The sequence below is a fragment of the Acidovorax sacchari genome, assembly GCF_042847045.1.
GTDB classification, from domain to species: Bacteria; Pseudomonadota; Gammaproteobacteria; order Burkholderiales; family Burkholderiaceae_C; genus Paracidovorax; species Paracidovorax sacchari.
In genome coordinates this window covers 3,116,943-3,139,935 of the sequence record NZ_AP035783.1, presented here as the reverse complement: position 1 = coordinate 3,139,935, position 22,993 = coordinate 3,116,943, and the positions used below count along the sequence as shown (strand labels likewise).

The window sequence follows — 22,993 nt, the reverse complement described above, 5'->3', positions numbered from 1 at the left end:
CGCGCATGCATCCTCCACCACGTCCAGCACGTGCTCGAAACCGTCGGCCCCGCCGTAGTACGGATCCGGCACCTCGTGCGCCGGCAGGGCCTGGCGGAAATCGGTCAGGCGGTGCAGGCGGCTGCGCCGTGCAGGCGGGCATAGTGCGCGCGCCACGGCCTCATTGTTGGCGTCCATGACCAGCACGAGATCGAAATCCTCGAAGTCCTGGCGGCCTGGGGCCTGTTAACACTATGCAAGGGGTCGCGAAGCCCATCACAGCCCGCCCATCAAGGCGCGCGACGCCGTGCGTGTGTCCACACGTACAAGGAGCGCAACGCCGGGGGGCGGGCTGTGATGGGCTTCCCTTCGGGTTGCTTCACGAAGGGGCCGCTTGCAGCGTTGCCCGTGCTTGCAAGGCCCCGGCCTTGCTACGCCCCGGCGCCTCGCACCCAGCCCCTTCGCGAAGCAACGCGATCCCCTTGCATAGCGTTAACAGGCCCTGGGTGCCGGGCACGCTGGGCGGACAGGTCGTATCCCCTGCGCCGCGCATGGGCCCGGGCGCGTTCGTCGGGCGGCTCGCCCACGTGGTAGTCGTGCGTGCCGGCGGAATCCACCTCGATCCTGCCCTCCTGGCCCGCATCCGCGGCCATTTTCTCGAGCACGCCGTGGGCCGTGGGGCTGCGGCAGATGTTCCCCATGCAGACCATGAGGATGCGCACGGGGGCATGGGAGGACTGGGCCATCCGGTCCCGCAGCGGGGCCAGGTCGGGAAGGGGAGACGGTGTGGGGGGGGCTCATCGTCGTGGTCGCAAGGATGGGCCGGATGGTGCCACGCGCCGCGCCTGCATGCCGGCGATCGACGGAATCGCTTCGCGCATCGCCTCGAGGAAGACGCGCAGGCGCGCCGGCGGGTGGCGGGTGGGCGGATAGACCAGATGCACGGGCAGGGGGGCGGCCGTCCAGCCCGGCACGACATGCACCAGGCGGCCCGCGCGCAGGTCGTCCTGCACCACCCAGGCCGACACCAGGGCCGCGCCCAGGCCCGACAGTGCCGCGTTGCGCAGCGCATGGAGGCTGTCGGTGGCCATCCTCGGGCGGATGGCGATGGACTGCGGCCCGGCGGTGCCGTCCGGCTTCGCCGTGGCGGCCGGCGCGGGGGCGTCATCTGCCTCGGGATGCAGCTCCACCTCGCGCAGGTAATAGGTGCGCAGGGCCAGCCAGGGGAGGGCGCCCAGGCCCTGCGGGTGCGGCGGGGCGCCGCCGTGCGCCTCCAGCAGGCCTGGCGAGGCCACGACGATGCGGGGCACCTCGGCCACGTACGTGGCGACGACGGACGGATCCCGCACCGGCCCCACCTGGATCGCGCAATCGATGCCCTCGGTGATGAAGTCCGGCTGGCGGTCGTGCAGCAGCCATTCGACCGAGACCTCGGGGTACCGGCGCAGGAAGGCCGCCAGAGGCGCGATCAGCTGGTCCTGACCGAAGGCGTGCGGGGCCTGCACCCGCAGCAGGCCGCGGGGCGTGTCGTGCGCGCCGCGCAGGTCCGACTCCATCGCCTGCCACTGCTCCAGCAGTTCCCTGGCGTGGGTGAAGCAGCGCTCGCCATCTTCCGTGAGCTTCATGCCGTGGGTGGAGCGCTGCAGCAGCCGCAGGCCCATGCCGCGCTCCAGTGCCTGCAGGCGGCGGCTGACGGTGGGCTGGGTGGTGCCGAGCTGCCGCGCCGCCGCGGACAGGCTGCCGCTGTCCACGATGCGGACGAAGGTCTGCAGCAACTCGATGCGGTCGGCACCGTTCAGGAGCAGGGACGGGTTGGTCATGCGTGTAGCGTATATCGGATCTGCGCGCCGCTGGGCTACCGCATATCCTAAGGAGTGGAGACACTGCAGCCGTTGTCTTTCCCAGGCGTATTCCTATGACTTCCATTCATCCAGCGCATAACTCCCCCGGTCCGGCTCCGGCATCCCCGGGCGGTGCCGTGCAGCCCGCCGAGGTGCCGGCGGCATTGGTCCTGCTGCTGGCCACCACCGCCGGCGTGAGCGTGGCGTCGCTCTACTACAGCCAGCCGATGCTCGGCGTGCTGGGACCGGACATCCATGCGGACGCGCGCTCCGTCGGCTTCGTGCCCACCCTCACGCAACTGGGCTATGCGCTCGGCATCCTGCTGCTCGCCCCGCTGGGCGACCGGTACGACCGGCGCCGCATCATCCTCGCCAAGGCCGCGCTGCTGGCCGCGGCGCTGATGGCCAGCGCCATGGCCCCCGGCATCGCCGCGCTGCTGGCCGCCAGCCTGGCCATCGGCCTGTCCGCCACGCTCGCGCAGGACGTGGTGCCGGCCGCGGCCACGGTGGCGGCGCCGCATGCACGCGGCAAGGTGGTGGGCACGGTGATGACGGGCCTGCTGCTGGGCATCCTGCTGTCCAGGGTGGTGAGCGGCCTGGGCGCGGCAGCGTTCGGCTGGCGTGCCGTGTACGGCGCTGCCGCCGCCGCGGTCGCACTGCTGGGCGTGGCCGCCTGGCGCTGGCTGCCGCGCTTCGCGCCCACCACCCACCTGGGATACGGCGCGCTGCTCGCCTCCATGGCCGGGCTGTGGCGGTCGCAGCGCCCGCTGCGCCGCGCAGCGCTGGCACAGGGACTGCTGTCGGTCGCGTTCAGTGCTTTCTGGTCCACGCTCGCCGTGATGCTGCACAGCGAGTTCCACTGGGGCAGTGCGGCCGCGGGCGCCTTCGGTCTCGCCGGAGCGGCCGGTGCGCTCGCAGCGCCGCTGGCAGGCCGTCTGGCCGACCGCCGCGGGCCCGGCCTGGTCACGCGACTCGGATCGGGGCTGGCACTGGTCTCGTTCGCCTCGCTGCTGGCCGCGCAATGGCTTCCCGGCTGGGCGCAGCTCGGCCTGCTGGTGGCCAGCGCCATCGGCTTCGATTTCGGCATCCAGGCGGCGCTGGTGGCCCACCAGACCCTCGTCTATGGCCTGGAGCCCGCCGCGCGCAGCCGGCTGAATGCCCTGCTGTTCACCGGCGTGTTCATCGGCATGGCCGCGGGATCCGCGCTCGGCGCACTGGCCATGGCCCGCTGGGGCTGGTCCGGCGTGGCCCTGCTGGCCACGCTGGCCAGTGCGGGCGCGCTGGCCGTGCGCATGGCCGATGCGCGCGGCCGGGCTGCCCGGGGCTGAGCCACCGCAGCGTCCGTGCCAGGGCGCATGCCCGGCAGTGTTCCGGTCGGCGGAACAGGCCTCTTGCCCCTGGGGCTGCCATGGCGGCCGGGGCGGAGGGGGGCCCTGGCCATGTCATCATCGCCCCCGACATGAGTGTTCCTTCCCCCACGCATTCCGACTTCCTGCGGACCGCCGGCGAGATGAGCGAGCGGGTGCGCAGGCACGACTGGTCCTCCACGCCGCTCGGCCCCATGGAATCCTGGCCCGAGGCGCTGCGGGTGGCGGTGCAGATGGTGCTGGCGTCGCGCTTCCCCAAGTGCCTGGCCTGGGGGCCGGAAATGGTCTCCATCTACAACGACGCCTTCCGCGTCATCCTGGGGGCCAAGCCGGAAGCGCTGGGCCGTTCTTTCTTCGATGTCTGGGCCGAGGCATGGGACACGATCGGGCCGCTGGCCGGGCGCGCGCTCGCCGGGGAATCGGTCTTCATGGAGGATTTTCCGCTCGTGGTGCGCCGCCGGGACTACGACGAGCAGGCCTACTTCACCTTCTGCTACAGCCCGGTCTGCGATGGGTCCGGTACCGTGGTGGGCTTCATGGACACGGTCGTGGAGACCACCGGCAAGTTCCTGGCCCAGCAGCGGCTGCAGGACCTGGCCGCCACGCTGGAGCAGCAGGTGGCCGACCGGACGGCCGACCGCAACCGGCTCTGGCTGCTGTCGGACGCCATGTTGGTCGTCACGCGGCTCGACGGCACCATCGCCGCCGTCAATCCCGCCTGGCAGGCCACCCTGGGCTACCCGGAGGACGAGACCATCGGCCGCCGCATCCTCTCCTTCATCCATGACGACGAGGCGGTGCGCGTGCCGGGCGACGTGCAGCGCCTGGCCGAGGCCGTGCGGCACCAGGCCACGCTGCGTTTTCGCCACCGCAGTGGTGCCGACCGCTGGATCGACTGGACGGCGGTGCCCGGCGACGGCTTCGTGCAGGCCGTGGGCCGCGACGTGACCGACGAGCGCGCCCGCACCGAGGCCCTGCTGCAGTCCCAGGAGCGCGTGCGGCACAGCCAGAAGATGGAGGCGATCGGCCAGCTCACGGGCGGCATCGCGCACGACTTCAACAACATGCTGCAGGGCGTGGTGCTGCCGCTGCAACTGATCGGCCAGCGCCATGCGCGCGGCCACATGGACGACATTCCCCGCTACGTGGAGGCCGGCCTGTCGTCGGCCCGGCGCGCCGCCGCCCTCACGCAGCGGCTGCTGGCCTTCTCCCGGCGCCAGCCGCTGGACGTGCGGCCCGTCGATGTGGCCGCATCCATCCGCAACCTCGAGCCCATGCTGGCCAATACCTGCGGCGAGAACACGCGGCTGGATATCGACCTTCCCGCGGAGCTCTGGCCCGTGCTCACCGATGTGCACCAGCTCGAGAGCGCGGTGCTCAACCTCGCCATCAACGCCCGCGACGCCATGCCCGAGGGCGGCCGGCTGCGCATCACCGGGGGCAACATCGGCGAAGCGCAGGCGCTGCCGCCGCAGGAGCGCGAGGCGCTCGGGCTGCCGCCGGGCGACCTGGTGCGCCTGCAGGTGAGCGACACGGGCCACGGCATGTCCAAGGAAGTGCTGGACCTGGCCTTCGATCCGTTCTTCACCACCAAGCCGATCGGCCAGGGCACGGGGCTGGGCCTGTCGATGATCTACGGCTACATGCGCCAGTCGGGCGGCGCCGTGGCGCTGGAGAGCGAAGTGGGGCGCGGCACCTGCGTGTCGCTCTACTTCCCGCGCTCGTCCGAACAGGTCAGCGGCGACGCGCCGGCCAGCCTGGACAGCGCAGAGGCGGGCAAGCGCCCGGACTCGGTCCTGGTGGTGGAGGACGACGCCACGGTGCGCGAATTCGTCTGCGAACTGCTGCGCGACCTCGGCTTCCAGGTGATGTCGGCCCGAACGGGGGCCGAGGGCATGGCGATGCTGTCGGGCGCGATCCACTTCGACCTCCTCGTGTCGGACGTGGGGCTGCCCGGGCCCAACGGCCGGCAGGTGGCGGACTTCGCGCGCGAGCGCCTGCCCGGCATCCTGGTGCTGCTGATGACGGGCTACGCCGAGCAGGCCGCCATGGACCCCGGCTTCCTGGCCACCCACCGGATGGAGCTCATCGTCAAGCCATTCGATGCCCAGGCGCTGGTGCAGAAGGTGCTGGACATGGTGGGCACGCCCGGCCGCTGAACGCGCGGACCGGCGAAACCCCGGCGAGCCCGCGAAACCCCGCGGCGGTGGCGGGGCGGGCCGCGTGTTGCACAATGCGCTCCCTCATAACCGCGGCGTCTTTGCATCGAACCTCTGATTCTTTGGCATTCCGCCGCACAGGCCGTAGAGTCGCGGGTTCCGCGCCCAGGGCACCGCCGTGGTGCCGTCCCCGGGCGCCGTGCTCCTTCACTCTTCACCGTTTCCTTTTCTCCAGAACCGACCCTGCTCCCGTGCGACGGCCCTCCCGGGCCGCCCGCTGCCGGAAAAACCAGGGATCGCATCGCCATGATCGACTTACGGGGCATCACCCAGATTTATCAGGGGCCGAGCGGGCCCGTGGAAGCCTTGCGGGGCATCGACCTGCACATCCAGCCGGGCGAAGTGTTCGGCATCATCGGGCGCAGCGGCGCGGGCAAGAGCTCGCTGGTGCGCGTCATCAACCTACTCAACCGGCCCACGGCCGGCGAGGTGATCGTGGCGGGCCGCGATCTCACGAAGCTCGGCGACGCCGAACTGCGCGCGGCGCGCCGCGACATCGGCATGGTGTTCCAGCATTTCAACCTGCTGTCCTCGCGCACGGTGTTCGGCAATGCCGCGCTGCCGCTGGAACTGGCCGGCATGGACAAGGCCGCCATCCGCGAGCGCGTGAACCCGCTGCTCGAACTGGTGGGCCTGTCGCACCTCGCAGACCGCTATCCGGCGCAGATCAGCGGCGGGCAGAAGCAGCGCGTGGGCATCGCCCGGGCGCTGGCCTGCCGGCCGAAGGTGCTGCTCTCGGACGAGGCCACGTCGGCGCTCGACCCGGAAACCACGCGCTCCATCCTGGCCCTCTTGCGGCAGGTGAACGAAGAGCTCGGCCTGACGGTGGTGCTCATCACCCACCAGATGCAGGTCGTCAAGCAGATCGCCGACCGCGTGGCCGTGATCGATGCCGGCCGCATCGCGGAAATCGGCCCCGTGCTGGACGTGTTCACGCGGCCCCGGCAGCCCATCACCAAGAGCCTGATCGACGAGATCGTCCCCCAGGAACTGCCCGCCAGCGTGCTCGACCACGTGCGCCACCTGGCCGCGCAGCTGCCCGAGGGCGAGACGGGCGAGCTGCTGCGCCTGTCGTACTCGGGCGAGCGGGCCTACCAGCCGATCCTCTCCGGACTGATCCGGGAGCACCGCCTGGACCTGTCCATCCTGCACGGCCAGATCGACGAGATCCAGCGCCAGACCTTCGGCTCCCTCGCGGTGTATGCGAGCGGCGAGCCCCCGCGCCTGGCGGCCGCGGTGGCGCAGTTGCGCGCCCAGGGCGTGGTGGTGGACGAAGTGAAAGTGGAAGCGGGAGGCTGAGGCGATGTTCGAGAACTTTACGGAAATGATGCTGGAGCTGTTCGCCACCTCGCTGTGGGAAACGCTCGTCATGGTGGGCATCTCGGGCGTGGTCGGGGCGCTGATCGGCATTCCCCTGGGCGTGTTCCTGCGCCTGACCGACCGCGGCGGCGTGCTGGAGAACGGCCCCGTCAACAAGACCGTGGGCTGGATCGTGAACGCCGTGCGCTCCACGCCGTTCATCATCCTGCTGGTGGCCATCATCCCGTTCACGCGGCTCATCACCGGGTCGTCCATCGGCACCGCGGCGGCCGTGGTGCCACTCACCATCGCCGCGGCGCCCTTCGTCGCCCGGCTGGTCGAGGCCTCGCTGCGCGAGGTGGATCCGGGCCTGATCGAGGCCGCCCAGGCCATGGGCGCGACCACCTCCCAGATCGTCTGGAAGGTGCTGCTGCCCGAGGCGCTGCCCGGCATCGTGGCCGGCCTCACGATCACCTTCGTCAGCCTGACCGGCTATTCGGCCATGGCGGGCGCCATCGGCGGCGGCGGGTTGGGCGACCTGGGCATCCGCTATGGATACCAGCGGTTCCTGCCGGACATCATGCTGGCCGTGGTGGTCGTGCTGATCTTCTTCGTGCAGGCCGTGCAGAGCCTGGGCGACTGGGCGGTGCGCCGGCTGAGCCACCGCTGACGGAACGTGCGTTTCACGCCCGCCCCGCGCGGAACTCGCCCGGGGTGAGGCCCAGCCGGCGCCTGAATGCGCTGCTCAGGTGGGCCTGGGTGGCGAACCCGCACTCGGCGGCGACGTCCGCCACGGACCGGCCCGGGTCGAGCAGCAGCTGCCGGGCCCGCTCGATGCGCCGCTCGATCACGTACTGGTGCGGCGACTTCTGGAAACACTGCCGGAATAGCCGGGCGAAGTGGTGCGTGCTGTAGCCGGTCGTGCGTGCCATCTCGGCCACGGAGATGGGCTGCCCGATGTGCTCGTCGATGTAGAGCCGCAGGCGCTCCCACTGCCCGCGCAGCTGCGGCCCGCTGGAGGGTGCCGCCAGGCGCCCGTGGCCGGAGCCGTCCCCGTAGCGTCCGCGCAGGTAGCTGGCCAGCGTGAGCGCGAGGGCCTGGACGTAGGCCGCTCCCAGTGGCATGCCCGCCAGTGCCTCGGCCTGCAGCCGCTGCATCAGGTCGGTGATGTGCGGATCCCGCACGCCGGTACGTGCCGGCATCCCTTCCCGGCCCTGCGCCAGCGCGCCGTCCAGGTGGAGCCAGGTGCATTCCATGGCATCGCCCCTCCAGCGCACGTCGCTCACCACCGCGCCCGCCGGCAGCAGATCCACCATGCCGCTCGTGCGGCGCCAGTTGCGGCGCTGGCCGTCGCAGCGCATTTCGACGTCGCAGGTTCCGCCGGTCCAGAGAGTGACCGTGTCCACCGGCACCATGCCGATCTGGGTGGTGCCCGTCCGCTCGAGCCGGAAGCAGCCCATGGGCGGGCCGGGCCAGGCGGAGGGCGTGCGTTCCACCGGGTTCGCGCAGGGGGTGGCGGAGCAGATGGCGGGAGCATCCATGCACGCATGTTAGGAAGCCAGGCTTTGCGGAAGCTGACAGCGCCACCGCCAGCGGATCAGGGTGTTCCCTGGGTGGATTTTTGAATGCGGCCGCACGTTTTTGAAAGACCCGGCCGCGGCCCCGCTGCTACCGTGCCTGCCACCCGGATTCCGGTGAACAACGACAGGAGACACTTCATGGCGACTGCGCAGATTCCTTCTTCCTCCCTGCCCATCCGCCGGCGCACCCTGCTGGGTGCGCTGTGCGCGGGCGCGATCCTGCAGGGCTGCGGCGGGGGAGGGGGCGGCGGCAGCAGCCTCCCGGCCCTGCAGGCCGCCTGGAGCGCTGCGGTATCGGACTACAACGCCTCCTCGGCCCTGGGCAGCCCGGCGCCGGCGTTCATCCAGGACCGCACCATCCGCCAGGTGATGCGCCTGGCCGCGGGAGGCGACGGCGTACGGGTGCGGGTCTCCAACCTGTTCGGTCCCGGCGCGCTGGCGGTGGGATCACTGCGCATCGCGCGCAGCGCTGGCGGCACGCGCACCGTACCGGGAACCGACGTGGCGCTGACCTTCGGTGGCCAGGCGTCGGTCACCATCCCGGCCGGGCAGGAGCTGTGGAGCGACGTGGTCGCGATTCCGCTCGACAGCCTGTCCGACGTGGCCGTCTCGCTCTACGTGGGGCCGCGCACGCCCCTGGGCACCTACCACCAGCTGGGCATGCGCAACACGTACATGGCCGCCGGCAACGTGGCCACGGCCGAGGACGTGGCGCCGGCGGATGCGCCGACCACTTCCTACTACTGGATCAGCGGAATCGACGTGCGCAATACATCCGCGCAGGGCACGATCGTCACCTTCGGCGACTCGATTACCGACGGGCTGGCCTCCACGCTGGACGGTTCGCGCCGCTACCCCGATGCATTGGCGCGGCGCCTGGCGGCGGATCCGTCCCTGCGCGGCTTCAGCGTGGCGAACGCGGGCATCTCGGGCAACCGCATCCTGCACGACGGAGCGGGTCCCCGCGCCCTGGGCCGGTTCGACCGCGATGTGCTGCAACTGTCCGGTGCCACGCACGTGATCGTGCTCATCGGCATCAACGACATCGGCTTCTCCAACCTTGTGCCTTCGGAAGCGGTCACCGCGGACGAGATCATCGCAGGCCTCGCCACCCTGGTGCAGCGCGGGCGGGCCGCACGGCTCAAGGTGATCCTGGGCACGCTGCTGCCCTTCGACCATGCACTGGGCCCCGACGGGCAACCGTCCCCGTACTACGACCAGGCGGGAGACGCCAGGCGCGCCCGCGTGAACGACTGGATCCGCTCCGGGGCACCGCAGGCCGACGGCGTCATCGATTTCGACGCCGCCATGCGCGATCCGGCCGCCCCGTCCAGAATGCGGGCCGCCTATGACAGCGGCGACCACCTGCACCCCGGCGACGCCGGCTACCAGGCCATGGCCGATGCCATCGATCTCTCGCTTTTCCGTTAGCTCCCCCGGATAGCCGGCGCCGATGTGCGTGATTGAAAAACCCGCCGCACGCGCTGCCTTCCGCATGCGTAACATTGAGTCACATTCAATCAAGCAGGTGAGACGCAATGGGTTTTTCTCGCATGACCGTCGCACGGCGGCTGGCCGTCGCCTTCGGTATCGTCGTGGGGCTGCTGGTCGTGGTGGCGGCGATCGCCCTCGTCAAGGTGCAGGCCATCGACAGGGCCCTGGCCGCCAATGGCTCCGAGCACGTGCCGATCCAGCGCTACGCCATCAATTTCCGGGGTTCCGCGCACGACCGCTCGATCGCCGTGCGCGATGTCGTCCTCGCTGCCACGCAGCAGGAGCGGGAGCACGAGGTGGCGGTCATCGCCTCGCTCGCGGCGTTCTATGCACAGTCCGCGGGTCCTCTGGAACGCATCATCGGCTCGCCCGGAGCGGGCCCGGAACTGGCGCCCCTCTATGCCGACATCCAGCGGGCCGAGGCGCAGGCCGTGGCGACCACGCAGCGCATCGTGGCGCTCGCAGGCCAGGACAGCGCGCAGGCGCGCGAAGTGCTCTGGACGCAGGCCAAGCCCCAGTACGTGCAGTGGCTGGCGGCCATCAACCGGCTGATCGATTTCGAAGAGGCGCGCATCCAGGCCGAGAACGCCACGGCCATGGCGCAGGCGGGGGGATTCCGCGCCGTGATGGTGGGCGCTCTGGTCCTGGCGCTGGCCGCCAGCGTGCTGGTGGCCTGGGCCGTATCGCGCAGCATCGCCGGCCAGCTGGGCGCAGAGCCGCAGGCCCTGGCGGAGGTCGCGGGCCTGGTGGCGTCCGGCGACCTGGGCTCCGTCCAGGGGGCTGCCGCGGCGCGCGCAGGCAGCGTGCTGGCCTCGCTGGGCAGCATGCAGCAGAACCTGTCGTCGGTGGTTGCCCGGGTGCGCAGCGCTTCCGAGGCCATGGCGCATGGCGCGCTGCAGATCGCCGAGGGCAACTCCGGCCTGCTGCAGCGCACCGAGGCGCAGGCGCAGCACCTGGAGCACACGACGGCATCGATGGAGCGCATGACCCTGTCCGTCAACGGCAATGCCGAATCCGCGCGGCAGGCGGCGCAACTGGCGGCGTCGGCCAGCGCCGCGGCAGGCAAGGGCGGTGTGGTCGTGGGCGAGGTGGTGGCCACCATGACCGCGATCGCCGAGAGCTCCGGCAAGATTGCCGACATCATCGGCGTGATCGACGGCATCGCGTTCCAGACCAACATCCTCGCGCTCAATGCGGCCGTGGAGGCAGCGCGCGCGGGTGAGCAGGGCCGCGGATTCGCGGTGGTCGCCAGCGAGGTGCGCAGCCTCGCCCAGCGCAGTGCCGAGGCCGCGCGGCAGGTCAAGGCACTCATCGAGGACAGCGTGGCGCGTGTGGACGACGGGTCCCGCCTGGTGGGCCAGGCAGGCTCCACCATGGCCGACATCGTGGGGCAGGTGGAACGCGTCGCCCAGCTCATCGCCGAAATCAACGCCTCCACGGCGGAGCAGACCGGCGGCATCGCATCGGTGGGCGAGGCCGTCGCTCAGCTGGACGAATCGACGCGGCAGAACGCCGCCATGGTGGAGCAGGGGGCCGCTGCCTCGCGCACGCTGGAGCAGCAGGCCGCCCACCTGGCGCAGGCCGTGGGCGTCTTCAAGCTGGCCGCCTGACCGGGCCGGGCCGGCGTTTCCGGCATGAGGAAATGACAACCCGTTCTTTGGCGGAACGGGCCCGTGCCGATACGATCCGCCTCCACACATTTCGATTGGAAAGTCACTCCTGTGAACAAGCGTTCTCTTCTCCGCTCCCTCGTTGCTTCGTCGATCGCCCTGCTGCTGGCCCCTGGCGCGATGGCCCAGGACAAGCCCATCAAGGTTGGCGTGACCGCCGGCCCCCATGCGCAGATCTTCGAGCAGGTCAGGAAAGTGGCCGAGAAGGACGGCCTGAAGATCCAGATCGTCGAATTCAGCGACTATGTGCAGCCGAACGCGGCGCTGTCGGCCGGTGACCTCGACGCCAACAGCTACCAGCACAAGCCCTACCTCGATGCCCAGGTGAAGGACCGCGGCTACAAGCTGGTGTCCGTGGGCTACACGGTCAATTTCCCCATCGGCCTGTATTCGAAGAAGGTGAAGAAGCTCGAAGACCTCAAGGAAGGTGCGCGCTTCGGCATTCCCAACGACCCGACCAACGGCGGCCGCGTGCTGCTGGTGCTGCAGGACAAGGGCCTCATCAAGCTCAGGGACGGCGCCGGCCTCAAGGCCACGCCGCTGGACGTGACGTCCAATCCGAAGAAGCTCAAGTTCGTGGAGCTGGACGCCGCCCAGCTGGCCCGTTCGCTGGACGACCTGGACGCCGCCGCGATCAACACCAACTTCGCGCTGTCCGCCGGCCTCAACCCCAAGACCGACGCCATCGCCCAGGAAAGCGCCAAGAGCCCCTACGTGAACATCATCGCCGTGCGCGAGGCCGACAAGGACAAGCCCTGGGTGGCCAGGCTGGTGAAGGCCTACCACTCCGACGAAGTGCGCCAGTACATCGACACCCAGTTCAAGGGTGCGGTGCTCGCCGGCTGGTGAGGTGCCACGCCCCGAATGCGCGCTTGCCTGACAGGCAAGCTCCCGCGGGGCCGTGATCATGGAGAACTGCCGGGCCGCGCCACAGCGCGGCCCGGCTGCTTTCACCAGCCACTCAAGGAGTCTTCATGAGCCAATACACCATCGCCGTCCTCGTCGGCAGCCTGCGCAAGGATTCGTTCAACCGCCGCATGGCCGATGCGCTGGCCAGGCTGGCGCCGCCCGATTTCACGCTCACCCAGGTGCGCATCGACGACCTGCCGCTGTACAACCAGGACGACGACGGCCACCAGAGCGAATCCGTGCTGCGGCTGAAGTCCGAGATATCGAAGGCCCAGGGCCTGCTGTTCGTCACGCCCGAGTACAACCGCTCCATCCCGGGCGTGCTCAAGAACGCCATCGACCATGCCTCCCGCCCCTACGGCCAGAGCGTCTGGGGCGGCAAGCCGGCGGGCGTGATCGGCGTGTCCGTCGGTGCCATCGGCACGGCGCTCGCCCAGCAGCACCTGCGCAACGTGCTGGCCTACCTCGACGTTCCCACGCTCGGCCAGCCCGAAGCCTTCATCCAGGCCAAGGACGGCCTGTTCGCCGATGATGGCAGCATCGGCGAGTCGAGCCGGCAGTTCATCCAGACCTGGGTGGACAAGTACGCGGCCTGGGTTCGCCGCCACGCACAGGCCTGACCGGAGACCTGCACCCGGGCGGCACCGGGCGGGCAGGGCGCCCGCACACCACAGCGCGGTGTCAGGCCGCTTCGGCCAGCGCGGCAGCGGGTGCCGCGGCATGGGCCTGGATGTCGGCATCCGCGCTCGCCAGCGCCTGGGCGCGGGCGTCCGGTCCCATGGCCACGCCTTCGGCGCGCACGAAGCGCACATCGGTAATGCCGAAGAAACCGAACACCGTCTGGAGATAGCTCTCCTGGTGCTCCAGGGCCCGGCCGGCATCGCTCGTGGAATACACCCCGCCGCGCGACGAGGCTACGATCACGGTCTTGCCCTTCGCCAGGCCTTCGGGGCCGTTCGCGCCGTAGCGGAACGTGCGGCCGGGCTGCGCGATGCGGTCGATCCAGGCCTTGAGCTGCGTGGGGATGCCGAAGTTGTAGAAGGGTGCGCCGACCACGACCACATCGGCCGCGAGGAACTGGCTCACCAGCGACTCGGACACGGCGTTTTCGCGCTGCTGCGTCTCGCTCAGCCCGTCGGTCTGCCCCGTGCGGGGAGCCATCGCGTCCATGGTGAAATGGCCGGGAGCCTGTGCCACGAGATCGAGGTACTGCACCTCGGTGCCGGGATGGGCGGCCACCCAGGCGGCCACGGTCTTGGCGGTGAGCTGGCGCGAAACGGATGCGTTGCCGGTGATGGCGGAATCGATGTGCAGCAGTTGCATGGTATTTCTCCTGATGTCGGGTAAGTGGCCACACCATGTGGCGTTGATTGGATTGTGCGGCGGTGTGGATGCATTGATAAGGCAGAGCATTTACGATAGATCGTTCCATCCATGAGACGATGAACAGGGGGCCATGGCCATGCAAGACCTGAACGACATGCTGTATTTCGCCGAGGTGGTGGAGCGGGGCGGCTTCGCTGCCGCGGGCCGCGCGCTCGGCATCCCGAAGTCCCGGCTGTCGCGTCGCGTGTCCGACCTGGAGGCGCAGCTGGGCGTGCGCCTGCTGCAGCGCACCACCCGCAAGCTGTCGCTCACCGAAATCGGCGAGTCCTACCTGCGCCACTGCCAGGCGGTGCGGGAGGCCGCGCAGGCTGCCTCCGACGCGGTGGCCGAGGTCCAGACGGAGCCGCGCGGCACGGTGCGCGTGAGCTGCCCGGTCACGCTCGCCCAGACGGTGCTCGGCGAGCTGATGCCGATCTTCCTGGAGCGCCATCCCCAGGTGCGGGTGGAGATGCAGGTCACCAACCGGGCCGTCGATCTGGTGGAAGAGGGCGTGGACGTGGCCCTGCGCGTACGGCCCAACCTGGACGACAGCGGCAGCATGGTCGTCAAGCGGCTGGACGATGCCCGGCAGGTACTGGTGGCCAGTCCCGCCCTGCTGGCCCGGCAGGGAACGCCGGCCAGCGTGTCCGAACTGGCGCGGCTGGACAGCATGGCCATGTCCGCCATGGATGGCCGATCCAGCCTGCGGCTGGTCGGGCCGGAGGGCCAGGAAGAGGTGGTGCAGCTCACTCCCCGGTACGTGGCGGACGACCTGCTCACCCTCAAGTTCGCCGCACTCGCAGGCACCGGCTTGTGCTGGCTGCCCGATTACATGTGCCAGGCCGAACTGGGCGAAGGGCGCCTGGTGCGCATCCTGCCCGGCTGGTCCACCCCGCGCGGCGTGGTGCATGCGGTGTTCCCGTCGCGCCGCGGCCTGGCCCCGGCCGTACGGCGCTTCCTGGACTTCCTGGGCGAAACCGTTCCCGGGCACAACGAGGTGGTCTGCCGGCGCGGCGATACGCGCACTGCCTGATCACTACGCGCATGGCATTACACGCGCTTTACACACTTGCCGTACACTCATTCGTAACTGATTGGTCACTTTATGGACTCTTCGGTAAGTCACGTACGCGCAGCGGCATCCCGGTGCGGGAACCGCAGGGCCGCAAATCCCTCCACGCGTGCGCAGCCCCTGCCACGCAGGGCCTTCGTTGCCAGTCCCATCGCCCGCCCATGAACACCGCTGCCTGCCCGTCCCCGGTGACGTTCCACGTTCCTCCGCAATCCGTCCGCTGGCGCCGCCTGCGGCTGGCCTTCATGCTCCTGGGGCTGGCGGTCAGCGGCGCGGTCGCGTCCCTCCTTCCCGTCTCCGCCGGCTGGGAGAACGGCCTCCTTGAAGATATCCAGGTGGTGGTGCTGCTGGCGGGGGCCTGCATGGCCGTGCTGGTCGCCCGCGGGCGTACCGCCGGACGCGCCGCAGGCTCTGTGGCCAAAGGGCTCGCGCTGGCCTCGGCACCGGTCTGGTGCCTGATGGCGGCACGCGAACTGAGCTGGGGGGCCGCGCTGCTGCCCCCGATAGGTTTTTCTGCAGAGGGCCCGGTCTATTCCTCCTCCGTGCTCTGGTACAAGCCCGCGGTGGCCCCTCTGGCGCTCCTCGTGCTGGCGTGGTGCGCCTGGGTGCTCCTGCGTTCGCGGGTCCTGCGTGCCGTGCCCGCTTTGCTGCGCTCCCGGCAATTCGCATGGGCGGAACTGGCCATCCTGCTGCTCGCCGCCACGCTCAGCACCTATGCCGAAGGGCATCTGGGCCTGCCGGTCGCGCGCTTCCTTGCGGGCCGGGCCGTGGTCGTGGAGGAGTGGGCGGAACTGTTCGCCTACCTCGCCCTGGTGGCGGCCCAGTGGCAGGTTCTCCTGCTGCTGCGGCATGCGGGTGATCGTCGCCAGCCCCTCTGAATAGATGAGATATTCATAAATTCAGAACCAGATATTCGTTTGGGTTTTATAGCTGCCCCACCAGAATCGCTCCATTCATGCATGCAAAGGAGCAATGCCCATGGCTGCAGCAGTCCCCCACAGCGAACCTCCGTGTCGGCAGCGTCCCTGCCAGTCCTTCCCGGCGTCGCCGGCCGTCCGGAGGACCTCCGTGCGGAGGCTGCCATGAACGGCGCGGACCGCTCCATCATCGTGGTGCCGGGCTGGCGCGACTCCGGCCCGGGTCATTGGCAGACGCTCTGGGCGGAACGCCTGCCCGGGGCGCGCAGGGTCGTGCAGGACGACTGGATCACCCCGACGCGGGAAGCCTGGGTCCGGACGCTGGAGCGCACCGTGCTGGAGGCTCCCCACCCGGTGGTGATCGTCGCCCACAGCCTGGGCTGCATCGCATCCGCGCACATGGGCCCGCAGGCCCGATCCCGCGTGACCGGTGCCCTGCTGGTGGCGCCCGCCGACCCGGAGCGCCGCGCCGTGCTCAGCGATTTCGCCCCCGTGCCCTATGCGCCCTTGCCCTACCGCAGCATCCTGGTGGCCAGCAGCAACGATCCGTATTGCCCCATCCGCCTGGCAGGTGCCTATGCACGGGCCTGGGGCAGCGAATTCGTACGGCTGCAGCAGGCAGGGCACATCAACGTGGATTCCGGCCATGGCGAGTGGCCGCTCGGCTGGGCCTTGCTGCACTCTCTCACGGAGGATGTGGCCTGGGGACCGGGCGGCGGCGTGGAGCCGGTGCGCTCTGCGGCGTGAGTGCGCAGGGCCCATTTCCCGGTGCTTTATGCACCCAGCTGATTAATTAACAAGAATCTATTCTTTTGAGTTGGAAGCAGGGACGTTCACAATAGGTTGCATTCACAGACAACCTGGGTGACGCACACATGAATTCCCGGACGAGACTCAAGACCCTCCTGGCCGCCCTGGCCCTCGCCGCCACGGCGGGCGTGGCATCCGCGCAGACGGCCACGCTGCTCAATGTTTCCTACGACGTCGCCCGGGAGTTCTACAAGGACTACAACCAGGCCTTCGTTGCCCACTACAAGAAGACCACCGGCCAGGACGTCCGCATCGACCAGGCCCACGGAGGCTCCAGCGCCCAGGCCCGCGCGGTCAACGACGGCCTCGCCGCCGATGTGGTCACCTTCAACACCACCACCGACATCGACTTCCTCGCTGCCAACGGCGTGGTGGCGAAGGACTGGGCGAAGAAATTCCCCAACGACGCTTCGCCCACCACCTCCACCATGCTGTTCCTGGTGCGCAAGGGCAATCCCAAGAACATCAAGGACTGGGACGACCTGGTCAAGCCCGGTGTGCAGGTCGTGGTGGTGAACCCCAAGACCGGCGGCAACGGCCGATACGCCTACCTGGCTGCCTGGGGCTCCGTGCGCGAGAAGGGCGGCACCGATGCCCAGGCGGCGGAGTTCGTCGGCAAGCTCTACAAGAACGTGCCGGTGCTGGGCAAGGGCGGGCGCGACGCGACCAGCATCTTCCTGCAGCGCAACACGGGCGACGTGCTCATCACGTTCGAATCCGAGGTGCTGTCCATCGAGCGCGAGTTCGGCAAGGGCAAGGTCGATGCCGTCTATCCCTCGGTGAGCGTGGTGGCCGAGAACCCTGTCGCCGTGGTGGAGCGCACCGTGGCCAAGAAGGGCACTGGCGACCTTGCCAAGGCCTACCTGGACTACCTGTATTCCGACGAAGGCCAGGAAATCGCCGCCCAGCATGCGCTGCGCCCGCGCTCCGAAGCCGTGCTGAAGAAGCACGCCGACGTTTTCAAGCCGGTCAAGCAGTTCACTGTCGCCAAGTACTTCGGATCGCTGGGTGAAGCGCAGAAGGTGCACTTCAACGACGGCGGCCAGTTCGACAAGCTCTACACGCCCGGCGGCCGCTGATCCATGGGCGCGGCCATCCCTTCCCCGGGCGCCCGGGCGCCCGCGACCGGCCGTGCCCGCAGTGGCGGCTCCCGCCGCGTGCTGCCCGGCTTCGGACTCACGCTGGGCTACACGCTCTTCTACCTGAGCATCATCGTGCTCATCCCGCTGTCGGCGCTGCTGTTCAAGACCTTCACGCTCACCTGGGACCAGTTCTGGTCGGCCATCAGCGCGCCTCGCGTGCTGGCTTCGTACCGGCTCACTTTCGGCGCGTCCTTCCTGGCTGCGCTGGTCAACCTCGTGTTCGGACTGCTGATCGCCTGGGTGCTGGTGCGCTACCGGTTTCCCGGCAAGAAGATCGTCGATGCCCTGGTCGATCTGCCGTTCGCGCTGCCGACGGCTGTGGCGGGCATCTCCCTCACCGCGCTGCTGGCCGGCAACGGCTGGGTGGGGCAGTACCTGGAGCCCCTGGGCATCCAGCTCGCGTTCAAGCCCGCGGGCGTGGTCATCGCCCTGATCTTCATCGGCCTGCCTTTCGTGGTCCGCACCGTGCAGCCCGTGCTGGAGGACGCCGAGAAGGAATTGGAGGAAGCCGCGACCAGCCTGGGCGCGACCCGGTGGCAGATCTTCACCAAGGTCATCCTGCCTTCCATCACGCCCGCGCTGCTCACGGGCTTCGCCATGGCGTTCGCGCGCGCGGTGGGGGAATACGGCTCGGTGATCTTCATCGCCGGCAACATGCCCATGGTGTCCGAGATCACGCCCCTCATCATCATCGGCAAGCTGGAGCAGTACGACTACGCGGGTGCCACGGCCGTGGCCGTGGTGATGCTGGTCATCTCCTTCGCGCTGCTTTTCATCATCAACGCGCTGCAGGCCTGGCAGCGCAAGAGCCAGTGATGTCCCCCCTGAGTCGCTTCGCGCCTTCCCCCCAGGGGGGACGCAGCCAGTGGCCGGGCAAAGCCCGTTCCACGGCTGCCCTGGCCTGTGCCGTGCCTGCAACGGGTGCCGTGCGCTTTGGAGAATGCCCTTGAACAACCATTCGACACGCGTTGTCCGCCGAGCCCAGGCCGGCACCACCGAAGCCCCCTGGGTCCGCTGGACGCTGATCGGGGTCGCGCTGGCCTTCCTGCTGCTGTTCCTCGTGCTGCCGCTCGCGGCCGTGTTCACCGAGGCGCTGCGCAAGGGCGTCGGAGCCTACCTGGATGCGCTGCGCGAGCCCGACGCCTGGTCCGCCATCCGCCTCACGTTGATCACCGCGGCCATCGCGGTGCCGCTCAACCTCGTGTTCGGCGTGGCGGCTGCCTGGGCCATCGCCAAGTACGAGTTCCGCGGCAAGGCCTTCCTCACGACGCTGGTGGACCTGCCGTTCTCCGTCTCGCCCGTCGTGGCGGGCCTGGTGTACGTGCTGCTGTTCGGCGCCAACGGCTGGCTGGGCCCGTGGCTGGCCGCGCATGACATCAAGATCATCTTCGCCGTGCCGGGCATCGTGCTGGCGACCGTCTTCGTCACGTTCCCCTTCATCGCGCGTGAGCTCATTCCCCTGATGCAGGCGCAGGGCAGCGACGAGGAGCAGGCCGCGATCGTGCTCGGCGCGAGCGGCTGGCAGACCTTCTGGCATGTGACGCTGCCCAACATCAAGTGGGGGCTGCTGTACGGCGTGATCCTGTGCAATGCACGCGCCATGGGCGAGTTCGGCGCCGTGTCGGTGGTCTCGGGGCATATCCGCGGCCAGACCAACACCATCCCGCTGCACGTCGAAATCCTCTACAACGAGTACCAGTCCGTCGCGGCCTTCGCTGCGGCCTCGCTGCTGGCCCTGCTGGCGCTGGTCACCCTGGTGATCAAGACCTTCGCGGAGTGGCGCAGCGAGCAGGAGCGCAAGGCCGCAGCCCAGCTTCCGCCGGAGCGGCCCACCCCCTTCCCTGCCGCTTCCGCCACGACGACCCGCTGACCCAGGACCGGGAGACACACATGAGCATCGAAATCCGCAACATCAGCAAGCAGTTCGGCGACTTCCAGGCCCTGCGGGACGTGAGCCTGGACATCCAGTCCGGCGAGCTCATCGCGCTGCTCGGGCCGTCCGGCTGCGGCAAGACCACGCTGCTGCGCATCATCGCGGGGCTGGAGACACCCGACACCGGCAGCATCCACTTTTCCGGCGAAGACACGACCGACGTGCACGTGCGCGACCGGGGCGTGGGCTTCGTGTTCCAGCACTACGCGCTGTTCCGCCACATGACGGTGTTCGAGAACGTGGCGTTCGGCCTGCGCGTGAAGCCGCGCTCCGAGCGCCCGTCCGAGGCGCAGATCCGCCAGAAGGTGACGGACCTGCTCAAGCTCGTGCAGCTCGACTGGCTGGCCGACCGCCATCCCTCGCAGCTATCCGGCGGGCAGCGCCAGCGCATCGCCCTGGCGCGGGCGCTCGCCGTGGAGCCCAAGGTGCTGCTGCTGGACGAACCCTTCGGCGCGCTGGATGCCAAGGTGCGCAAGGAATTGCGCCGCTGGCTGCGCCGGCTGCACGACGAACTGCACGTGACCTCGATCTTCGTCACGCACGACCAGGAAGAAGCGCTGGAGGTGGCGGACCGCGTGGTGGTGATCAACCAGGGGCGCATCGAGCAGAGCGGCTCCCCCCAGGAGGTCTGGGACCAGCCGGCGAGCCCCTTCGTCTATGGCTTCCTGGGCGACGTGAATCTGTTCCACGGCCGGGCGCACGAGGGCCTGGTGCACGTGGAGGGCATGGCCATCGATTCGCCCGAGCATGCCTCCGCCCAGAATGCCGCCGCCTTCGCCTATGTGCGCCCCCACGACCTGGACGTGGAGCGCTATTCGCCGGGGCAGGGCGTGGGCGCCGACGGCCGTCCCCGCGGCATCGTGGCGCAACTGTCCCGCGCCATCGTGGTCGGCCCGATCGCGCGCCTGGAACTTATCCCGGATACCGATCACAAATCAGCGGACAATGCGGAGCCCGAAGCCCTGATCGAAGCGCAGATACCGGCGCAGCAGTTCCGGGATGCGGGTTTCAGGGAGGGTGAAACGCTGGTGGTGACGCCGCGCCGCGCCCGCGTTTTTCTGGACCACGCCGCGGGCATCTGACACGCTGCATCCTTGCCGGATGCCGCCTGCGGCGCCCGGGTTTTCAAGGACAAGGATTCCATGGTTTCGAACTGGTTGGATGCCGCACCGCGCCGCGTGCTGGCCCTCATCTCCGCGGCCTGCATCGCGATGCTCGCCTTCGGCATGTACCTGCAGCACGTGGTCGGCCTCGAGCCGTGCCCCATGTGCATCGTGCAGCGCTACGCGCTCATCGGCGTGGCGGTGTTCACGGGCCTGGGCAGCCTGCGCGGTGGCCGTGGCTGGTGGATGACCTGGGGCGTGCTGGCGCTGCTGCTGTCCGGCTTCGGCGCCTTCGTGGCGGCGCGCCAGAGCTGGCTGCAGTGGTATCCGCCCGAGATCGCCACCTGCGGGCGCGACTTCTACGGGATGATCGAGAACTTTCCGATCAGCCGCGCCATTCCCATGATCTTCCGCGGCTCCGGCGATTGCGCGGCCATCGACTGGACCTTCCTGGGCGGCAGCATCGCCAACTGGTCCTTCGTCTGCTTCGTCGTGATGGCCCTGGTGCTCCTGGTGATGCTGGTCCGTGCGCCGCGCCGCGGCCGCGGCGGGTTTTCCGCGGCCTGAGCCGCCGGACTGCCGGGTCCTGCGCCCGCCGGCTAGTCGCCGGACGCTTGCGAGCCGTCAGGCGCCAGTGCCGGGCCGGACGGAAAGAGCTGTACGGGCTGCCCCTCGTGCCACGCCGGAGCCTTGTGCATCACCTGTTCGAAGAGCGCCCCGCTTTCCCATGCCGCCAGCCACGCCTGCAGTCGGGGCCAGGGCCGGGCGTCCCAGGCGGTGCGGTCGATGGCCGCGTACTGGCGCACGAAGGGCATGAGCGCCACATCGGCCAGCGCGGCGCGGCTTCCGCACAGGAATGCGCCGCGGGCCAACCTGTCCTCCAGGCCTTCGAGCCATGCCCGGGCCTGTGACTGCGCCGCGCCGCGTGGTACCTCCGGATGGCGTTCAGGGTACTTGCACCGGTCCAGCGCCTGCTTGAAAGGTCCGTCGCAGGAGGCGAGCAGCGCTTCCACGTCGTCCGGCTCGCCCACCTGCAGCCAGCCCGCGGGGTCACGCTGCGCCAATGCCCACCGCATGATGTCCAGGCTCTGCTCCAGCACCCGGCCCCCGGGCAGCACCAGGACGGGCACCGTGCCTTTGGGCGACGCCGTCAGCAGCGCCGCCGGCTTGTCGCGCAGCACCACTTCCCGCCATTCGCAGCACTGTCCGCTGGCAGCGATCGCCATGCGTGCCCGGATCGCATAGGGGCACCTCCGGAAGCTGTAGAGCACCGGCAGCGATGTGCCGGCTTCCGCGGGGTCCTGGCCATGGTCTTGCGCAGCGGAGCTGCTGGCCTGGCCAGCGCGGGACGGCATGGGCAGGCGGGCGCCCAGGTGCTCCGTGCCGCGCTGCCGGGCCAGGGCCATCTGCCGTTCCCGCTCGGCCAGCGCCCGTTCTTCTTCGGCGGGCCGCGTGCCGCGGCAGTGCGGGCACCGCACGCCCGGCAGGTAGTCGGGCGAGGCCAGGTCCTGCGGGCCGAGCGGCATGCGGCAGGACCGGCACAGGTGCCGGTGCGTTCCGGGCACGAGGCCATGGGACACGGAGACCCGTTCGTCGAAGACGAAGCAGTCGCCTTCCCAGCGGCTGCCTTCGGCGGGTACGTCTTCCAGGTACTGCAGGATCCCGCCTTCGAGGTGATAGACCTCGCCGAACCCCTGCATGCGGAGCAGCGCCGTGGATTTCTCGCAGCGGATGCCGCCGGTGCAGAACATCGCGACGCGCGGCTTGCCAGCCAGGAGGCCGCCCGGTGCGGTCTGCGCCTCCACCCAGGCGGGAAACTCGGTGAAGCTCCGGGTCTCGGGCCGCACCGCACGCGCGAAGCTGCCGATGGCGCTCTCGTAGCCGTTGCGCACGTCGATCACCACCACGTCGGGGTCATCGATGAGCGCGTTCCAGTCTCCGGGCTTCACATAGGTGCCGGCATCGCGGGCCGCGTCCACGCCAGGAACGCCCAGGGTGACGATCTCGCGCTTGACCCGTACGCGCATGCGGTAGAAGGGCATGCGGTCGCCCCAGGCTTCCTTGTGCCGCAGGCCGGCCAGCGGCGCCTGGGCACGGAGCATGGCCAGCACCGCCTGCACGCCCTCCGCCGTACCGGCAATGGTGCCGTTCACCCCCTCCGGGGCCAGCAGCAGCAGGCCGCGCACGCCATGGCGGTCGCATTCGGCCTGCAGGGGCCCGCGCAACGCCTCGCAGTCGGGCAGCGTCGCGAAGTGGTAGAGGGCAGCGGTCAGGATCTGGGGCATGGGGCGGG

20 protein-coding genes and 2 pseudogenes are annotated in these 22,993 nt (G+C 69.7%); 16 read left to right on the top strand and 6 right to left on the bottom strand.

Annotation, left to right across the window (positions count from 1 at the left end; all coding sequences use genetic code 11):
- Positions 1-3: 3 nt before the first annotated feature.
- From ACGHC0_RS24785 to ACGHC0_RS14085, 3 genes and pseudogenes are all read right to left on the bottom strand, one after another.
- Positions 4-201 (bottom strand): annotated as a pseudogene (locus tag ACGHC0_RS24785) (low molecular weight phosphotyrosine protein phosphatase); the annotation flags it as partial.
- Positions 202-488: 287 nt separating this feature from the next.
- Positions 489-689 (bottom strand): annotated as a pseudogene (locus ACGHC0_RS14090) (low molecular weight phosphotyrosine protein phosphatase); the annotation flags it as partial.
- Between the two features lie 87 nt (positions 690-776).
- Positions 777-1,799, bottom strand: a complete 1,023-nt coding sequence (locus ACGHC0_RS14085; RefSeq protein ID WP_368351581.1) for a LysR family transcriptional regulator — start codon at positions 1,797-1,799, stop codon at positions 777-779.
- A 95-nt stretch (positions 1,800-1,894) separates the two neighbouring features.
- On the opposite strand from ACGHC0_RS14085, the gene ACGHC0_RS14080 reads away from it, so the two are divergent.
- The 4 genes from ACGHC0_RS14080 (at position 1,895) to ACGHC0_RS14065 (ending at position 7,375) form a co-directional block, all read left to right on the top strand.
- Complete coding sequence (locus ACGHC0_RS14080) at positions 1,895-3,148, top strand: MFS transporter (RefSeq protein ID WP_368351580.1); 1,254 nt, start codon at positions 1,895-1,897, stop codon at positions 3,146-3,148.
- A gap of 131 nt (positions 3,149-3,279) precedes the next feature.
- Complete coding sequence (locus tag ACGHC0_RS14075) at positions 3,280-5,346, top strand: ATP-binding protein (protein WP_415265900.1); 2,067 nt, start codon at positions 3,280-3,282, stop codon at positions 5,344-5,346.
- Between the two features lie 306 nt (positions 5,347-5,652).
- Positions 5,653-6,705, top strand: a complete 1,053-nt coding sequence (locus ACGHC0_RS14070; protein ID WP_415265899.1) for a methionine ABC transporter ATP-binding protein — start codon at positions 5,653-5,655, stop codon at positions 6,703-6,705.
- Between the two features lie 4 nt (positions 6,706-6,709).
- Positions 6,710-7,375, top strand: coding sequence for a methionine ABC transporter permease (locus ACGHC0_RS14065; RefSeq protein ID WP_011795636.1), 666 nt, complete (start codon positions 6,710-6,712; stop codon positions 7,373-7,375).
- Between the two features lie 13 nt (positions 7,376-7,388).
- Here ACGHC0_RS14065 and ACGHC0_RS14060 read toward each other — a convergent pair whose 3' ends face one another.
- Positions 7,389-8,246 (bottom strand): helix-turn-helix domain-containing protein, encoded by an 858-nt coding sequence (locus ACGHC0_RS14060; protein WP_415265898.1) that lies wholly within the window; start codon positions 8,244-8,246, stop codon positions 7,389-7,391.
- A 177-nt stretch (positions 8,247-8,423) separates the two neighbouring features.
- On the opposite strand from ACGHC0_RS14060, the gene ACGHC0_RS14055 reads away from it, so the two are divergent.
- The 4 genes from ACGHC0_RS14055 to ACGHC0_RS14040 all read left to right on the top strand — a co-directional run bounded on the left by ACGHC0_RS14055 (position 8,424) and on the right by ACGHC0_RS14040 (position 12,978).
- Entirely contained in the window at positions 8,424-9,716 is a 1,293-nt protein-coding gene (locus ACGHC0_RS14055) for an SGNH/GDSL hydrolase family protein (RefSeq protein WP_415265897.1), read from the top strand.
- 107 nt (positions 9,717-9,823) lie between these two features.
- Entirely contained in the window at positions 9,824-11,389 is a 1,566-nt protein-coding gene (locus tag ACGHC0_RS14050) for a methyl-accepting chemotaxis protein (RefSeq protein ID WP_415265896.1), read from the top strand.
- Between the two features lie 111 nt (positions 11,390-11,500).
- On the top strand, positions 11,501-12,298 hold the full coding sequence (locus ACGHC0_RS14045) for a MetQ/NlpA family ABC transporter substrate-binding protein (protein WP_415265895.1): 798 nt from the start codon (positions 11,501-11,503) through the stop codon (positions 12,296-12,298).
- Between the two features lie 125 nt (positions 12,299-12,423).
- Positions 12,424-12,978 carry an NADPH-dependent FMN reductase gene (locus ACGHC0_RS14040; RefSeq protein ID WP_208942668.1) on the top strand — a complete coding sequence of 185 codons (555 nt, stop codon included), beginning with the start codon at positions 12,424-12,426 and terminating at the stop codon, positions 12,976-12,978.
- Between the two features lie 61 nt (positions 12,979-13,039).
- Here ACGHC0_RS14040 and ACGHC0_RS14035 read toward each other — a convergent pair whose 3' ends face one another.
- Complete coding sequence (locus tag ACGHC0_RS14035) at positions 13,040-13,681, bottom strand: FMN-dependent NADH-azoreductase (protein WP_415265894.1); 642 nt, start codon at positions 13,679-13,681, stop codon at positions 13,040-13,042.
- Positions 13,682-13,820: 139 nt separating this feature from the next.
- On the opposite strand from ACGHC0_RS14035, the gene ACGHC0_RS14030 reads away from it, so the two are divergent.
- The 8 genes from ACGHC0_RS14030 to ACGHC0_RS13995 all read left to right on the top strand — a co-directional run bounded on the left by ACGHC0_RS14030 (position 13,821) and on the right by ACGHC0_RS13995 (position 21,267).
- A complete protein-coding gene (locus ACGHC0_RS14030; RefSeq protein ID WP_107130885.1) occupies positions 13,821-14,756 on the top strand; it encodes a LysR family transcriptional regulator in 936 nt (311 codons plus the stop codon).
- Positions 14,757-14,956: 200 nt separating this feature from the next.
- Positions 14,957-15,673 carry a hypothetical protein gene (locus tag ACGHC0_RS14025; RefSeq protein WP_415265893.1) on the top strand — a complete coding sequence of 239 codons (717 nt, stop codon included), beginning with the start codon at positions 14,957-14,959 and terminating at the stop codon, positions 15,671-15,673.
- A 204-nt stretch (positions 15,674-15,877) separates the two neighbouring features.
- Positions 15,878-16,459 carry an RBBP9/YdeN family alpha/beta hydrolase gene (locus ACGHC0_RS14020; protein ID WP_107129602.1) on the top strand — a complete coding sequence of 194 codons (582 nt, stop codon included), beginning with the start codon at positions 15,878-15,880 and terminating at the stop codon, positions 16,457-16,459.
- A gap of 128 nt (positions 16,460-16,587) precedes the next feature.
- Entirely contained in the window at positions 16,588-17,601 is a 1,014-nt protein-coding gene (locus ACGHC0_RS14015; protein WP_368351572.1) for a sulfate ABC transporter substrate-binding protein, read from the top strand.
- Between the two features lie 3 nt (positions 17,602-17,604).
- Positions 17,605-18,480, top strand: a complete 876-nt coding sequence (gene cysT, locus ACGHC0_RS14010; protein WP_368351571.1) for a sulfate ABC transporter permease subunit CysT — start codon at positions 17,605-17,607, stop codon at positions 18,478-18,480.
- A 130-nt stretch (positions 18,481-18,610) separates the two neighbouring features.
- Complete coding sequence (gene cysW, locus ACGHC0_RS14005) at positions 18,611-19,534, top strand: sulfate ABC transporter permease subunit CysW (RefSeq protein WP_368351570.1); 924 nt, start codon at positions 18,611-18,613, stop codon at positions 19,532-19,534.
- 20 nt (positions 19,535-19,554) lie between these two features.
- Entirely contained in the window at positions 19,555-20,679 is a 1,125-nt protein-coding gene (locus tag ACGHC0_RS14000) for a sulfate/molybdate ABC transporter ATP-binding protein (RefSeq protein ID WP_368351569.1), read from the top strand.
- A gap of 60 nt (positions 20,680-20,739) precedes the next feature.
- A complete protein-coding gene (locus ACGHC0_RS13995) occupies positions 20,740-21,267 on the top strand; it encodes a disulfide bond formation protein B (RefSeq protein WP_415265892.1) in 528 nt (175 codons plus the stop codon).
- 32 nt (positions 21,268-21,299) lie between these two features.
- On the opposite strand, the gene ACGHC0_RS13990 is transcribed toward ACGHC0_RS13995, so the two are convergent.
- On the bottom strand, positions 21,300-22,985 hold the full coding sequence (locus ACGHC0_RS13990; RefSeq protein WP_415265891.1) for a rhodanese-related sulfurtransferase: 1,686 nt from the start codon (positions 22,983-22,985) through the stop codon (positions 21,300-21,302).
- Positions 22,986-22,993: the final 8 nt, after the last annotated feature.

Coding starts and splice junctions, on each gene's coding strand:
- ACGHC0_RS14085 (WP_368351581.1), bottom strand. CDS start 1,799: ATGACCAACCCGTCCCTGCTCCTGAACGGTGCCGACCGCATCGAGTTG.
- ACGHC0_RS14060 (WP_415265898.1), bottom strand. CDS start 8,246: ATGGATGCTCCCGCCATCTGCTCCGCCACCCCCTGCGCGAACCCGGTG.
- ACGHC0_RS14015 (WP_368351572.1), top strand. CDS start 16,588: ATGAATTCCCGGACGAGACTCAAGACCCTCCTGGCCGCCCTGGCCCTC.
- ACGHC0_RS14030 (WP_107130885.1), top strand. CDS start 13,821: ATGCAAGACCTGAACGACATGCTGTATTTCGCCGAGGTGGTGGAGCGG.
- ACGHC0_RS14055 (WP_415265897.1), top strand. CDS start 8,424: ATGGCGACTGCGCAGATTCCTTCTTCCTCCCTGCCCATCCGCCGGCGC.
- ACGHC0_RS14040 (WP_208942668.1), top strand. CDS start 12,424: ATGAGCCAATACACCATCGCCGTCCTCGTCGGCAGCCTGCGCAAGGAT.
- cysT (WP_368351571.1), top strand. CDS start 17,605: ATGGGCGCGGCCATCCCTTCCCCGGGCGCCCGGGCGCCCGCGACCGGC.
- ACGHC0_RS13990 (WP_415265891.1), bottom strand. CDS start 22,985: ATGCCCCAGATCCTGACCGCTGCCCTCTACCACTTCGCGACGCTGCCC.
- ACGHC0_RS14020 (WP_107129602.1), top strand. CDS start 15,878: ATGAACGGCGCGGACCGCTCCATCATCGTGGTGCCGGGCTGGCGCGAC.
- ACGHC0_RS14025 (WP_415265893.1), top strand. CDS start 14,957: ATGAACACCGCTGCCTGCCCGTCCCCGGTGACGTTCCACGTTCCTCCG.
- ACGHC0_RS14035 (WP_415265894.1), bottom strand. CDS start 13,681: ATGCAACTGCTGCACATCGATTCCGCCATCACCGGCAACGCATCCGTT.
- ACGHC0_RS14050 (WP_415265896.1), top strand. CDS start 9,824: ATGGGTTTTTCTCGCATGACCGTCGCACGGCGGCTGGCCGTCGCCTTC.
- ACGHC0_RS14000 (WP_368351569.1), top strand. CDS start 19,555: ATGAGCATCGAAATCCGCAACATCAGCAAGCAGTTCGGCGACTTCCAG.
- ACGHC0_RS14070 (WP_415265899.1), top strand. CDS start 5,653: ATGATCGACTTACGGGGCATCACCCAGATTTATCAGGGGCCGAGCGGG.
- ACGHC0_RS14065 (WP_011795636.1), top strand. CDS start 6,710: ATGTTCGAGAACTTTACGGAAATGATGCTGGAGCTGTTCGCCACCTCG.
- ACGHC0_RS14080 (WP_368351580.1), top strand. CDS start 1,895: ATGACTTCCATTCATCCAGCGCATAACTCCCCCGGTCCGGCTCCGGCA.
- ACGHC0_RS14075 (WP_415265900.1), top strand. CDS start 3,280: ATGAGTGTTCCTTCCCCCACGCATTCCGACTTCCTGCGGACCGCCGGC.
- ACGHC0_RS13995 (WP_415265892.1), top strand. CDS start 20,740: ATGGTTTCGAACTGGTTGGATGCCGCACCGCGCCGCGTGCTGGCCCTC.